Source organism: Xanthobacter sp. 91 (assembly GCF_000702385.1).
GTDB lineage: Bacteria > Pseudomonadota > Alphaproteobacteria > Rhizobiales > Xanthobacteraceae > Xanthobacter > Xanthobacter aminoxidans.
Genome location: NZ_JNIB01000001.1, coordinates 2,693,658 through 2,706,759 on the forward strand (window position 1 = coordinate 2,693,658; position 13,102 = coordinate 2,706,759).

The window sequence follows — 13,102 nt, forward strand, 5'->3', positions numbered from 1 at the left end:
CCGTCAGGCCGCTTCGGCCGCCATGCCGGACAGCAGCAGATCGGCGGTTTGACCCGCCAGCAGGGCGACGTTGGCGTCCTTGGTGATCATGGCGGCGACGATGGCGCCGTCGATCAGGACACCCAACTGGTGGGCCGCCCCGTTGGGATCGCGCGCTCCGGCCTCGGCGGCGAGGCGGGTGATGGTTTCCAGCACCACCTTCTTGTGGGCGAGGGCGATCTGGCGCATGCGGTCGTCCGCCTTGTCGTGCTCGGCCACCGCATTGATGAAGGGGCAGCCGAAGAAGCGGGCGTCGCCGAACCATTCGCGCAGCACGGGGAAGATGCGGCGCAGGCGCACCTGTGCGGTTGCCTCGCCTTTCAGCAGTTCGCCGAGAAACCAGTCGCGCCATGCCGCGCCCTCGCGCTCCAGCACCGCCTCCACCAGCCGTTCCTTGGAGCCGAACGACTTGTAGAGGGTCGCCTTAGCCGTTGCCGCCTCGGCAACCACGGCGTCCACGCCCACCGCATTGATGCCGTGCTGGCAGAACAGGCGCGTCGCGGCCTGAAGGATGCGCTCGCGAGCCTTCGGCTCCGCCTCGCCCGCGTCCGGGGCGGCGTGGGGATTAGCCTTGGGGCGGCTTGCCTTCGTTTGCTGCATCGCTTCTCACCAGTGTGCTGCTTTCGCGTGCACTCAGACAGACCTGTCTGTTTTCTACAGGCACGAACCGTGCCGGACAAGCCGCGTCCACTTTTCCCACAGTTCCTTATTTCTCATAAGGAAACGCAGGTATCCTTCAGTCCGTCGCTGCCTTTGGCGGATCTGGCATGGCGCGTGCATAAGACAGACCGGTCTGTCTACACGACCCAAGGAGATCCTGATGACTGCGCCCCAGACCGCACTGACCGGCTGCCTCGCGCCAGAAGCGACCACGGGCTGCCTTGCGCCCATCGACAAGGAAGGCCTCGCCAAGCTGATCGCGGCCGGCAAGGCGGACCCCAAGGTCATCAAAACCCTGAAGTGCAAGACCGTCGCCGAAGGCCGCTTCCGTCACGCGAACTACATCCGCAATCTCGAGCCCTACATCGTCGACGAGCCCCCGGGCCTGCTCGGCGACGACACGGCGCCGAACCCTTCCGAAGCGTCGCTTGCCGCGCTCGGCTCCTGCCTCGCCGTCGGCCTCCACGCCAATGCGGTGCATCGCGGCTGGACCGTCCGCAAGCTGGAACTCCAGCTGGAAGGCGACCTCAACATCACCGCCGTGTGGGGTACGGGCGACGTCAGCGAGAAGCCGGTCGGCTTCACCGACGTGCGCGTGAAGGTCGACATGGAGTGCGACGGCGTGCCGAAGGAGGAGGTCGAGGCGCTCATCTCCCACGTCACCAAGTGGTCGCCCGTGGCCAACACCTTCGTGCGTCCGGTGAACCTGGAGGTGGCGCTGGGCTGACCGGCGCCGACCAGCCGGCCGCCTTCGGACGCATCCCTGCCCGGCAACGGCCGGGCAGGCTCCCGCCCTCTTCCCGTTGAGGATCGCCATGTCGCTGCCTGTGTCGCATGTCGCCGTCACTGCCTTGTCGCCGCATGACCCTGCTGCGGTCGATCTCGATGCCGGCATCGCCCTCGACGAGATCGGCAAGATCGCGCGGACCGATCTGTCCGCCTGGGCGCGGGCCATCGACGAGGGCACCTATCCCGCAACGCTGCTGCATCGCTTCGCCGACGCCGGAGCCTTCCGCCTGCATCTGTTTCAAGGCCACCGGCTGGGCAATGCCATCGAGGGCATGTCGCGCATGTCCGAGGTCTGCGCCGCCACGGGCTTCATGGCCTGGTGTCAGAACACGCTGGTCTGGTACCTCATCAATTCCGAGAACGAGGCGCCCCGCGCCAAATATCTCGCCGCCGTCGCCACCGGACATGTGCTCGGCGGTACCGCTTTGTCCAACCCCATGAAGTCCTTCTTCGGCATCGAGGCCCTGAAGCTGAAGGGCACGCGGGTGGAGGGCGGCTACAAGGTGAAGGGCATCCTGCCCTGGGTCTCCAACCTCGGCCCCGACCATTTCTTCGGCTGCATCTTCGCCGTGGACGGCGCCGCGCCTGTCATGGCCATCATCGACTGCGCCGAGCCGGCCGTGACGCTGAAGCCCTGCGAGCCGTTCCTCGGCATGGACGGCACCGGCACCTACGCCGTGCAGGTGCGCGACCTGTTCATTCCCGACGAGATGGTGCTGGCCCACGACGCCATGTCGTTCGTGAAGAAGATGCGGGCCGGGTTCATCCTGCTCCAGGCCGGCATGGCCTTCGGCCTTATCCGTGACTGCATCGCCATGATGCGCGAGGTGGAGGAGCCCCTCGGTCACGTGAACCACTATCTCGACGTCCAGCCCGACCAGCTTTGCGAGACGCTGGCGGCCATGGAAGCGGAGGTGAACACCCTCGCCGAAACGCCGTTCGACGAGAGCCCGGACTACTGGCGCCGCGTCGTCTCCGCCCGCCTGCTCGCCGGCGAGAAGAGCGTCGAAGCCGCCCACAACGCCATGCTCCATTGCGGCGCCCGCGGCTATGTGCGCGCCTCCCGCTGCCAGCGGCGCCTGCGCGAGGCCTATTTCGTCGCCATCGTCACGCCCGCCACCAAGCAGCTGAAGCTGATGCTGGACCAGATGCCGGCCTGAGGCCGGCCGCCCGTTTCAAAACATGAGGGGCAAAAGCCCCCGGTGCCTTCCGAAAGAGTGTCCTCCCGACCCGCAAGAGGGGATCACCATGAGCGCAATCCTGATTTCGCCGTCCGATCTTTCGACCCTCATCCTGTCTGAACCCACCGTCGTCATCGACACCCGTGACCCCGCGAGCTACGCCGCCGGGCACATTCCCGGTGCGGTGAACCTGCATGAGATCTTCACCTTCCTCGCCACCTCGACCCCCGAAGGCTATGCCGAGCTGACGGAAAAATTCGCCGACGCCTTCGGCAAGGCCGGCCTCTCCGGCACCGAGACGGCGGTGATCTACGAGCAGTCCATGAATTCCGGCTTCGGCCAGTCCTGCCGCGGCTATTTCCTGCTCACCTTCCTCGGCTATCCCAAGGTGAAGGTGCTGCATGGCGGGTTTGCCGCCTGGACGGCCGCGGGCCTTCCTGTCTCCACCGACGTGCCCGAGCCCAAGGCCACCACTTTCCCGGTGGACCCGGCGGCCGGCGAGCTGATCATCGATGCTGCGGCCATGCTGAAGGCGGTGGAAGACCCGGCCGTCGCCAAGCTCGACGTGCGCGACGTGGATGAGTGGATCGGCGAAAGCTCGTCGCCCTATGGCAAGGACTTCTGCCCCCGCAAGGGGCGGATCCCCGGCGCCAAGTGGATCGAGTGGTACCGCATGATGAAGCCGACCGCCGAGGGGCCGCGCTTCAAGTCCTCCGCCGAGATCCTCGCCGAGTGCGCCACCGTGGGCATTTCGCCCGAGACCCCCGTCTATCTCTACTGCTTCAAAGGGGCGCGGGCCTCCAACACCTTCCTCGCGCTGAAAGAGGCGGGGGTGAAGGACGTGAAGATGTATTTTGGCTCCTGGAACGAGTGGTCGCGCGATCCGTCCCTGCCCATCGAGGAGGGGCACCCGGCTGCGGCCCTCGGCTGACCGAGCCAAAGGAGCCCCGCCGTGCCCGAGATCATCTGCTATTTCAGCCCCCAGTCCGGCTATGCCTATCTGGGGCACGGCCGCCTGCGCGAGATCGCGCGTGCGGCGGGCGCCGACATCCTCTGGCGTCCCGTCGACATCCTGAAGGTCTTCGCCGAGGGCGGGTCCACCGCCCCGGCGAAGCAGTCGCCCCAGCGCAACGCCTATCGCAAGCAGGACATCGTGCGCTGGGCCAAGGTGCGCGGCATCTCCATCAATGCCGAGCCGAAGTTCTGGCCCACGGATACGCTTCCCGCGTGTCGTCTCATCGCGGCGGCGCAGCTTGAGGGCATCGACCCCGCCGACCTCATCGGCGCCTGCCTTTCCGCCGTATGGGCGCGGGACATCCAGATTTCCGAGCGGGACAACCTCGTCCGCCTCGCCAATGGGGTGGGGCTGGATGGCGAGAAGCTTGCCACCCTCTCCGACAGCGTGGAGGCGGCCGACAAGATCGCGCGCAACACCGCGGCCGCCATCGAGGCCGGCGTGTTCGGTTCGCCCACCTATTTCGTGAACGGCGAGATGTATTTCGGCCAGGACCGGCTGCTGTTCGTCGCCGCCGCGCTGGGTGTGGCGCAGGAGCCGGTGGCGCAGGAGCATCTGTCGTGAGCGCGCCGCTGGTCATCATCGGGGCCGGGCAGGCGGCGGCACAGGCCGTCACCTCCCTCAAGGCGGAGGGCTATGGCAAGCCCATCATCGTCATCGGCGACGAGCCCTATCTGCCCTATCAGCGGCCGCCGCTCTCGAAGGCCTATCTCGGCGGCGAGATGACCGAGGACCGGCTGGAGCTGAAGGCGCCCGCCTTCTATGCCGAGGCTGGCGCCGACATGCGCCTCTCCACCCGCGTCGCCCGCATCTTGCCCGTGGGCAAGGAGGTGGAGCTTTCCGACGGCACTCGCCTCACCTACGGCGCGCTGCTGATCGCCACCGGCACCCGCGCCCGCACGCTGCCCGTGCCGGGGGCGGAACTGCCGGGCGTGTTTTCCATCCGCAGCATCGACGATGTGAAGCACTTCCGCTCTGCTGCGCTTGCTGGCGCGCGGCTGGTCATCATCGGGGGCGGCTATATCGGGCTGGAGACGGCGGCCAAGGCGAAGACGCTGGGGCTCGATGTCACCGTGGTGGAAGGCGCCCCGCGTCTTCTCGCCCGCGTCGCCTGCACCACCATCTCCGATTTCGCCCGCGTGCTGCACGAGGGGCATGGCGTCACCATCCTCACCGGCACCGGCGTCGCCCGCATTCTGGGCACGGATGGCGTGACGGGCGTGGAACTCGCCGACGGACGGGTGCTGCCGGCCGATCTCGTGCTCTCCGCCGTGGGCGCTGTGCCCAATGGCGAAGTCGGCGCCGATGCCGGCCTCGTCATGGAGAACGGCATCCGGGTGGATGAGGCGACCCGCACCAGCGTGCCCGACATCTATGCTGCCGGAGATGTGGCCAACTTCCCGAGCAAGCTCTACGGCCGGCGGGTTCGCCTCGAATCCGTGCAGAATGCGATCGATCAGGCCAAGGCTGCCGCAAAAGCAATCAGCGGCGGGGCAGTTGCATACGATCCGGTCCCCTGGTTCTGGTCCGATCAGTATGATGTGAAGCTGCAGATCGCCGGCCTTCTCGACGGGCACGCCCGCACCGAATGCGAGGGCGACGTCGCCGCCGGACGCTTCTGCGTCAGGTACTTCGCGGGGGATCGCCTCGTCGCGGTCGCCTCCGTCAACGATCCGAAAAGCCACATGCTGGCGCGCAAGGCGCTCGCCACCCCGCCGCCCATCCCCGTTCCTGGGTGAGCGTGGCACGGGCATTGCCCTATCCCAGCGTCACGTTTGTCCGGTCCATCGCAAGCCCTCACGGAGAGCCCTGATGTCGATGTTTTCCAACCCGTTCTCGCTGAAGTCCACGCTGCGCCGCTGCCTGTGCGGGCGGCACGCGAGCGCGCAGGAACATGCGGCGGCGGAGCGGGCGGCGACGCTCTCCGATGAGGCGCGCTACAAGGAGGTGGTCGCCTCCGGCCTCATGCGGGCGCTGTTTCCCAACGACCTGAAGCGCCGCGCGTTCCTCAAGGCCGTGGGCACCTCCACCGCGGCGGCGGCCCTCGCCACCTTCTTCCCGCTGGATGTCGCCACCGAAGCCTTCGCCCAGACCGGCAAGCCGGAGAAGACCGACCTCAAGGTCGGCTTCATCCCCATCACCTGCGCCACGCCCATCATCATGGCCCATCCCATGGGCTTCTATACCAAGCACGGCCTCAACGTGGAGGTGGTGAAGACGGCCGGCTGGGCGGTGGTGCGCGACAAGACCATCAACAAGGAATACGACGCCGCGCACATGCTGGCGCCCATGCCGCTCGCCATCTCGCAGGGGCTGGGCTCGAACCCGATCCCGTTCGTCGCGGCGGCCATCGAGAACATCAACGGCCAGTCCTTCACGCTCGGCATCAAGCACAAGGACAAGATGGATGTGAAGTCGTGGAAGGGGATGAAGCTTGCCATTCCCTACGACTTCTCCATGCACAACTATCTGCTGCGCTACCTGCTGGCCGAGAACGGCATCGATCCGGATACCGACGTTCAGCTGCGGGTGGTGCCGCCGCCGGAGATGGTGGCGAACCTCAGGGCCGAGAACATCGACGGCTTCCTCGCCCCGGACAACGTGGCCCAGCGCGCGGTGTTCGACGGCGTCGGCTTCATCCACTCCTTGTCCAAGACCATGTGGGACGGGCACCCCTGCTGTTCCTTCGCGGCCAGCAAGGAATTCATCTCCACCATGCCGAATACTTACGCGGCACTGCTGCGGGCCATCGTGGATGCCACCGGCTATGCCTCCAAGGCCGAGAACCGCAAGGCCATCGCCGAGGCCATCGCGCCGGCCGCCTATCTCAACGCGCCGCCGATCGTGCTGGAGCAGGTGCTGGTGGGCAAGTACGCCGACGGGCTCGGCAACATCAAGGACGACCCCAAGCGCGTCGATTTCGATCCCTTCCCGTGGGATTCCTTCGCGGTGTGGATGCTGACCCAGATGAAGCGCTGGGGGCAGGTGAAGGGTGACGTGGACTACACCAAGGTCGCCAACGAGGTCTTCCTCGCCACCGACGCCGCGAAGGTGATGAAGGAGATGGGCCTCACCCCGCCCGCCACCACGATGAAGTCGTTCTCGGTGATGGGGAAGGTGTTCGATCCGGCAAAGCCCGCCGAATACGTCAATTCCTTCGCCATCAAGCGGAGCTGAGGGGATGAAGAGCCTCGGCGTGCGCGCCGGCCTCCTCTCGGTGCTGATGTTCGTCGCCTTCTGCGCGCTATGGCAGATCGCCGTCACCCCGAGCGCGAGCTCTGGGCCGGCGCTCGATCCCGAATATGCCAAGCTGATGGGCATCGCCACGGAGGGCGCCAAGTCCGCCATGCCGGGGCCGCTCGATGTGGCGGGCAAGCTCTGGGACAACCTGAAACGGCCGTTCTACGACAACGGCCCCAACGATAAGGGCCTCGGCCTCCAACTCCTCTATTCCATCGGCCGCGTGTTCATCGGCTACGGGCTGGCGGTGCTGGTGGCGGTGCCCATCGGCTTCCTCATCGGCATGTCGCCGCTGGCCTACCGGGCGCTCGATCCCTTCATCCAGGTGCTCAAGCCCATCTCGCCTTTGGCCTGGATGCCGCTCGCCCTCTACACCATCAAGGATTCCTCCCTCTCGGCCATCTTCGTCATCTTCATCTGCTCGGTCTGGCCCATGCTCATCAACACCGCCTTCGGTGTCGGGGCGGTGCGCAAGGAGTGGCTGAACGTGGCGCGCACGCTGGAGGTGGGGCCGTGGCGGCGCGCCTTCACCGTGATCCTGCCGGCGGCAGCGCCCACCATTCTCACCGGCATGCGCATCTCCATCGGCATCGCCTGGCTGGTTATCGTGGCGGCGGAGATGCTCGTGGGCGGAACCGGCATCGGCTACTTCGTCTGGAACGAGTGGAACAACCTCTCCATCGCCAATGTGATCGTGGGGATCCTGCTCATCGGCGTCGTCGGCATGGCGCTCGACCTCATTCTCGCGCGCCTGCAGAAGCGCGTGACGTTTCCGGAGTGAGGGCCATGGCGAACCCCAGGACCGAGAGCGATCCCAAATTCATCTCCATCGAGGGCATCGCCCGGCGCTATCCGGCGGCGGGTGGCGGCTCCACCACCATCTTCGAGGATCTCTGGCTTCCCGTGGCGCAGGGCGAGTTCGTCTGCATCATCGGCCATTCCGGCTGCGGCAAGACGAGCGTGCTCAATATCCTCGCCGGGCTTGAGGAGCCTTCGGACGGCGTGGTGGTGGTGGACGGGCAGGCCATTTCCGGCCCGAGCCTCGACCGCGCGGTGATCTTCCAGGGCCATGCGCTGCTCCCCTGGAAGAGCGTCATCGGCAATGTGGGCTATGCCGTCTCTTCCCGCTGGCGCAAGGCGGGTCGGGCGGAGGTGGAGGCGCGGGCGCGCCGCTTCATCGATCTCGTCGGCCTCAAGGGCAACGAGCTGAAGCGACCGGCCGAACTCTCCGGCGGCATGCGCCAGCGCGTGGGCATCGCCCGCGCGCTCTCCATCGAGCCGAAGATCCTGCTCATGGACGAGCCCTTCTCCGCGCTCGACGCGCTCACCCGCGGCACGTTGCAGGACGAGGTGCGGCGCATCTGCAAGTCCACCGGCCAGACCGTCGTCATGATTACCCACGACGTGGACGAGGCCATCTACCTCGCCGACAAGATCGTGCTGATGACCAATGGTCCGGAGGCGATGATCGCCGAGGTGGTCGAGAACCCGCTGCCCATGGAGCGCGCCCGCGACAGCATCCATCGCGAAGAGGATTACTACGCGGTGCGCAACCATCTGGTGGACTTCCTCGTCTCCCGCAGCCGGACCTTCAAGACGGAGATGCCGGCTGGCTACGACCGCCGCCACCCGCCCGTGGTGCGTCTCGGCCGCCAGCCGAAGCCCGAGCCGGCGCCGGCCAATACCATTCCCTTCCCCGCCGTCGCCCATGCGCGGGACTGACGGACCTTCGACCGAACTCAAGCGGAGACCATAAGAAGATGAAGCGCGAGCAACTGACCGAGAAGCTTCTCGACATCAAGCGCGAGAAGGGGTGGACCTGGAAATACATCTGCGACGAGATCGGCGGCATGTCGCCGGTGCTCGTCGTCGGCGCGCTGCTGGGCCAGATGAAGCTGGTGAAGCCGCTGGCGAAGAAGGCCGCCGAGCTGTTCGGTCTTTCCGAGGTGGAAGAGCGGATGCTGAACGAGGTGCCCATGCGCGGCGCTGGCACGCCCATGCCGCCCACCGATCCGCTGATCTACCGCTTCTACGAGCTGGTGATGGTCAACGGCCCGGCCTGGAAGGCGCTGATCGAGGAGGAGTTCGGCGACGGCATCATGTCCGCCATCGACTTCAACATGGAGATGGTGCGCGAGCCGAACCCCAAGGGCGACCGGGTGCAGATCACCATGTCCGGCAAATTCCTGCCCTACAAATATTACGGCAACGAGCAGGGCATCCCCGACTACGGTTTCAAGGAAAGCTGAGCCGGCCTTCCGCCGCGCGGCCAAACAAAAACCCCGCCGGGTGACCGGCGGGGTTTTTGTTTCGGTCGAGGAATGCAGGCCTATTCGTTGAACAGTGCCGGCTGCTCGGGCGCAGGGGCCTCTGCGGCAGCCTCGGCTCCCTCGCCGGCCCGGGTGCGGAAGCGGCGGCGACGCGGACGCGGGGCGTCTGCGCCCTCGGCGACCTCTGCACCCTCCTCGCGGGGCGTTTCCGCAGCCGCCTTGGGCTCAGCCTTCTCCGCCTTGGCCACGACCTTCGGTTCGGCCTTCGGCTCCGCCTTGGGTTCGCGGGGCTCCGCCTTCGGCTCGCTCTTCACCTCGGCCTTGGGCTCGGGGCGCTCCTTGGGAACGGCCGGTGCGCCGGTGATGAAGGACGGCAGGCCGAGATCCTGCTCCTCGACGCGGGGGGCGCGGGGCGGACGGGGCTGCTCGACCTCCTCATTGCGCGGCGCGCGATGCGGACGCGGCTGATCGCCATCGTCGCTGCGGGGCGCGCGGGCCGCGCGGGGCACGAAGCCTTCGCCATTGTCGTCGCGGTTGCGGCGGCGGAACTCGCGCGGCTCGCGCTGTTCTCTCGGCTCGCGCTGTTCCCGCGGGTCCCGTTGTTCCCGCTGGTCGCGGGGCTCGCGCTGCTCCCGGGGCTCGCGCTGTTCGCGGGGGTCCCGATTCTCGCGGTTGTCGCGGGCCTCGCGCGGCTGGTAGCTCTCGTCGTCATCCCGATTGCGACGGAAATTGCCCTGCCGATTGTCGCGCTGGCCACGGTCATCCCGCTGACCACGATCATCCCGCTGACCCCGGTCATCCCGGTAGCCCCGATCTTCACGTTGGCCGCGATCTTCGCGCTGACCCCGATCATCCCGATTTTCGCGCGACTGGTAGGGTTGCTCGCCGCGGCCATAGGGCTGCTCGTTGCGGCCGTAGGGCTGGGGCGCGTCGAGGGAGGACATGTCGTCCATGTCCTCGTCGTCGCCTTCCTCGTCGCGGCCGAAGCCGTTCACCGGGGCAAACTGGCCCTGCAGCGAGGCGATGAGGCGAAGATAGTGTTCCGCATGCTGGAAATAGTTCTCAGCCGCCACGTGGTCGCCGGAGGACTGGGCGTCGCGGGCGAGCTGCTGATACTTTTCCGCAATGTGGTGGGCTGTCCCGCGCACCTTCACATCCGGGCCGTTCGACTCATACACCCGCGTCAAAGGGTTTGAGCTGCGCCGGTTGTTGTTGCGGCCGCGCATGCGCTTCTGCTGACCATTTCTCATATGGATCGATCTCTACTCGCCCGGCGTTCACGCCGCCGTCTGCGCCCGGCCGCATCGCGCCGGTACAATCCGCATATCCCGCCGGGCTTCCCGCTCCGGCGGCGCGCGTCTCATGAAACGAACCTTCGGAACTCCACCCCATTGGAATGGGTGCCGTGGAACGCTGCTCCGTCCGCAGGACAAGACCGTCAGATCCGCGGAAGCCGCCTGCGCCGGCGTCCGCGCTGGACCAAAGCGAAAGTCGTCAAGAAGTCAGGATCAGTCCGATCATCGAGCCCCGTTCCGTGCCCCCCAGCACGGGCGCCAATACACGAGATGCCGCAACCCCAAGACGACATCGCCGAAGACGACATCACCCAAGATGCCACCGCCTAAGATGTCACCGACATTCCGTGGGCCGCGCGTATTCAGCACCGTGAAACGATCCAACCGCAGGACGCTCGCATGAGCAGCGCCATCGCGCGCTCCACGCTCTCGCATCCCCAGCGACCGAAACATCCGTTTGAGATTTCGGAAGCCCGCATCAGCCCTCTGGACCAATGCTCCGGTTCGATTCCTGCGACTGACACTAGCCATTTCCCTCAAAGGTTCCAAGCCTTTTTTCATCGGCCGGTGGGTGTGCGGCGCCGGGCCACCGGGCGCAAAGGGCGCGCGGGATGCCTCCGAGGTCGGCGCGCGCCGGGCCGAGAAGCCCCAGCCCTGCCGCTTGAACGAGGGCGGCGACGGCGGGTTCCTGCCCCGCGCCGAGTTCGAGAACAGCCGCGCCGCCGGGCTTCAGCAGGCGCGGCAGATCGGCGGCGATGATGCGATAGGCCGCCAGCCCGTCGGCCCCCGCAACCAGCGCCAGCCGGGGATCGTGGAGGCGTACGTCGACGGCAAGTCCCGCCATCTCATCCTCGGTGATGTAGGGCGGGTTGGAGACGACGAGGTCGAAGCCGCCGGCAAGTGCGGTGCCCCAGTCGGCGACAAGAACAGACGCGCGGCCGGCGAGGCCGTTCGCTTCGAGGTTGTCCCGGGCCGTCCGGGCCGCGTTCTCCGAGCGGTCCACGGCGATGCCCGTTGCGGCCGGCCGCTCCGAAAGCAGGGCCGCGAGGATGGCGCCCGTGCCCGTGCCGAGGTCGAGGATGCGCAGCGGCGCGGCACGGTCGGGAAAGAGGGACAGCGCCGCCTCCACCAAAGTTTCCGTGTCCGGTCGCGGCACCAGCGTGTCCGGGGAAAGGCGGAAGGTGAGGCTCCAGAACTCCTTGTGGCCGAAGATGCGGGCCACAGGCTCCCCCGCGAGCCGCCGGGCGAGGAGCGCCTCGGTGGCGGCGAGGATATCGGGCGCGGCGGGGGCGGCGCCGTGGCTGAGAAGCTCGCCCGGCGGGCATCCGAGGGCATGGGCCAGCAGCAGCCGTGCATCCAGCTCCGGCGTCTCCATGCCACCGGCGGCGAGGCGCGCGGTCATCAGCCGGCGCAACTGGGCGATGGTCAGGTCGGCCGCGGGCGTGTCGCCGGGGCCAGGCACGGCTCAGGCCTCCTCGGCGGCTGCGAGGAGGGCGGCCTGGTGCTCGGTCAGCAGTGGTTCGATGATGTCGTCGAGCGCGGTGCCGGCGATCACCTCCTCCAGCTTGTAGAGGGTGAGGTTGATGCGATGGTCGGTCACGCGCCCCTGCGGGAAATTGTAGGTGCGGATCCGCTCGGAACGGTCGCCGGAGCCGACCTGCCCCTTGCGGTCAGCGGCGCGGCCGGCCTCCTTGCGCTGGCGCTCCTCGTCCAGCAGGCGGGACCGCAGCAGCGCCATGGCGCGGGCCTTGTTGCGATGCTGGGAGCGCTCGTCCTGCACCGCCACCACCGTGTTGGTGGGGATGTGGGTGATGCGCACCGCCGATTCGGTCTTGTTCACATGCTGGCCGCCGGCGCCCTGGGCCCGGAACACGTCGATCCGGAGGTCGGATTCATTGATGTCCACGTCCACATCCTCCGCCTCCGGCAGGACGGCGACGGTGGCGGCGGAGGTATGGATGCGCCCGCCCGCCTCGGTGGCCGGCACCCTTTGGACCCGGTGGACGCCGCTCTCGAACTTCAGCCGGGCATAGGCGCCCTTGCCGTGGACGGCGGCGACGATTTCCTTGTAGCCGCCCATGGTGCCCTCGCTCTCGGACAGCACCTCCACGCTCCAGCCTTTGTCGGCGGCGTAGCGCGTATACATGCGGTAAAGGTCGCCTGCGAACAGCGCCGCCTCGTCGCCACCGGTGCCGGCGCGCACCTCCAGAATGATGCCGCGCTCGTCCATGGCGTCCTTGGGCAGGAGCGCGAGGCGCACGGCGGTGGTCAGCTCGGTAATCCGCGTATCCAGCCGCTCCACCTCGGCCTCGGCCAAGGTGCGCATCTCCGGGTCGCCGGCCGAATCGGCAAGCAGCTCCCGGGCGCCCTCCAGGTCGCGTTCCGCGCCACGCAGGGCCAGCACCTGCTCCACCACGGGCGAGAGATCCGAGAACTCACGGCCGAGGCGGACAAACTCCTCCCCCTCCGCCCCATGCGACAGGGCGGCCTCGATCTCGGCATGCCGGGCGACCAGCTGGTCGAGTTTGGCGAGGGGCAGGGTGTTCATAAGGGGCTGACGGATCCGGACGGTTTGGGGAAAAGGGGCAAGAGAAAAGGGCAAGAGCAGAGGCG

At 67.4% G+C, this 13,102-nt stretch carries 13 protein-coding genes; 9 read left to right on the plus strand and 4 right to left on the minus strand.

The features are described 5' to 3' along the window. Positions 1-3 precede the first annotated feature (3 nt). On the minus strand, positions 4-639 hold the full coding sequence (locus A37E_RS0112780) for a TetR/AcrR family transcriptional regulator (RefSeq protein WP_029556943.1): 636 nt from the start codon (positions 637-639) through the stop codon (positions 4-6). A gap of 220 nt (positions 640-859) precedes the next feature. On the opposite strand from A37E_RS0112780, the gene A37E_RS0112785 reads away from it, so the two are divergent. From A37E_RS0112785 to cynS, 9 genes are all read left to right on the plus strand, one after another. After that, positions 860-1,426 (plus strand): OsmC family protein, encoded by a 567-nt coding sequence (locus A37E_RS0112785; protein ID WP_051678987.1) that lies wholly within the window; start codon positions 860-862, stop codon positions 1,424-1,426. An 88-nt stretch (positions 1,427-1,514) separates the two neighbouring features. Continuing rightward, complete coding sequence (locus A37E_RS0112790; RefSeq protein WP_029556945.1) at positions 1,515-2,648, plus strand: acyl-CoA dehydrogenase family protein; 1,134 nt, start codon at positions 1,515-1,517, stop codon at positions 2,646-2,648. 88 nt (positions 2,649-2,736) lie between these two features. Then, positions 2,737-3,600 (plus strand): sulfurtransferase, encoded by an 864-nt coding sequence (locus A37E_RS0112795; protein WP_029556946.1) that lies wholly within the window; start codon positions 2,737-2,739, stop codon positions 3,598-3,600. A gap of 21 nt (positions 3,601-3,621) precedes the next feature. Next, complete coding sequence (locus tag A37E_RS0112800; RefSeq protein WP_029556947.1) at positions 3,622-4,248, plus strand: 2-hydroxychromene-2-carboxylate isomerase; 627 nt, start codon at positions 3,622-3,624, stop codon at positions 4,246-4,248. After that, on the plus strand, positions 4,245-5,423 hold the full coding sequence (locus A37E_RS0112805) for an FAD-dependent oxidoreductase (RefSeq protein ID WP_029556948.1): 1,179 nt from the start codon (positions 4,245-4,247) through the stop codon (positions 5,421-5,423). The genes A37E_RS0112800 and A37E_RS0112805 overlap by 4 nt, the downstream gene beginning before the upstream one ends. 73 nt (positions 5,424-5,496) lie before the next feature. Beyond that, on the plus strand, positions 5,497-6,861 hold the full coding sequence (locus A37E_RS0112810) for a CmpA/NrtA family ABC transporter substrate-binding protein (RefSeq protein ID WP_029556949.1): 1,365 nt from the start codon (positions 5,497-5,499) through the stop codon (positions 6,859-6,861). A gap of 4 nt (positions 6,862-6,865) precedes the next feature. Then, entirely contained in the window at positions 6,866-7,705 is an 840-nt protein-coding gene (gene ntrB / locus A37E_RS0112815) for a nitrate ABC transporter permease (RefSeq protein ID WP_024277352.1), read from the plus strand. Between the two features lie 5 nt (positions 7,706-7,710). After that, the gene (locus tag A37E_RS0112820; RefSeq protein WP_038193013.1) at positions 7,711-8,646 is read left to right on the plus strand and encodes an ABC transporter ATP-binding protein; all 936 of its coding nucleotides are present in this window, start codon (positions 7,711-7,713) and stop codon (positions 8,644-8,646) included. 38 nt (positions 8,647-8,684) lie between these two features. Then, positions 8,685-9,173 carry a cyanase gene (gene cynS / locus A37E_RS0112825; protein ID WP_051678988.1) on the plus strand — a complete coding sequence of 163 codons (489 nt, stop codon included), beginning with the start codon at positions 8,685-8,687 and terminating at the stop codon, positions 9,171-9,173. Positions 9,174-9,253: 80 nt separating this feature from the next. On the opposite strand, the gene A37E_RS0112830 is transcribed toward cynS, so the two are convergent. The 3 genes from A37E_RS0112830 to prfA form a co-directional block, all read right to left on the minus strand. Continuing rightward, complete coding sequence (locus tag A37E_RS0112830; protein ID WP_029556952.1) at positions 9,254-10,444, minus strand: DUF4167 domain-containing protein; 1,191 nt, start codon at positions 10,442-10,444, stop codon at positions 9,254-9,256. Between the two features lie 568 nt (positions 10,445-11,012). Next, the gene (gene prmC / locus A37E_RS0112835; protein WP_245279325.1) at positions 11,013-11,951 is read right to left on the minus strand and encodes a peptide chain release factor N(5)-glutamine methyltransferase; all 939 of its coding nucleotides are present in this window, start codon (positions 11,949-11,951) and stop codon (positions 11,013-11,015) included. A gap of 3 nt (positions 11,952-11,954) precedes the next feature. Further along, complete coding sequence (prfA, locus tag A37E_RS0112840; protein ID WP_024277357.1) at positions 11,955-13,037, minus strand: peptide chain release factor 1; 1,083 nt, start codon at positions 13,035-13,037, stop codon at positions 11,955-11,957. Positions 13,038-13,102 lie beyond the last annotated feature (65 nt).

Coding starts and splice junctions, on each gene's coding strand:
- A37E_RS0112780 (WP_029556943.1), bottom strand. CDS start 639: ATGCAGCAAACGAAGGCAAGCCGCCCCAAGGCTAATCCCCACGCCGCC.
- A37E_RS0112785 (WP_051678987.1), top strand. CDS start 860: ATGACTGCGCCCCAGACCGCACTGACCGGCTGCCTCGCGCCAGAAGCG.
- A37E_RS0112790 (WP_029556945.1), top strand. CDS start 1,515: ATGTCGCTGCCTGTGTCGCATGTCGCCGTCACTGCCTTGTCGCCGCAT.
- A37E_RS0112795 (WP_029556946.1), top strand. CDS start 2,737: ATGAGCGCAATCCTGATTTCGCCGTCCGATCTTTCGACCCTCATCCTG.
- A37E_RS0112810 (WP_029556949.1), top strand. CDS start 5,497: ATGTCGATGTTTTCCAACCCGTTCTCGCTGAAGTCCACGCTGCGCCGC.
- ntrB (WP_024277352.1), top strand. CDS start 6,866: ATGAAGAGCCTCGGCGTGCGCGCCGGCCTCCTCTCGGTGCTGATGTTC.
- A37E_RS0112820 (WP_038193013.1), top strand. CDS start 7,711: ATGGCGAACCCCAGGACCGAGAGCGATCCCAAATTCATCTCCATCGAG.
- cynS (WP_051678988.1), top strand. CDS start 8,685: ATGAAGCGCGAGCAACTGACCGAGAAGCTTCTCGACATCAAGCGCGAG.
- A37E_RS0112830 (WP_029556952.1), bottom strand. CDS start 10,444: ATGAGAAATGGTCAGCAGAAGCGCATGCGCGGCCGCAACAACAACCGG.
- prfA (WP_024277357.1), bottom strand. CDS start 13,037: ATGAACACCCTGCCCCTCGCCAAACTCGACCAGCTGGTCGCCCGGCAT.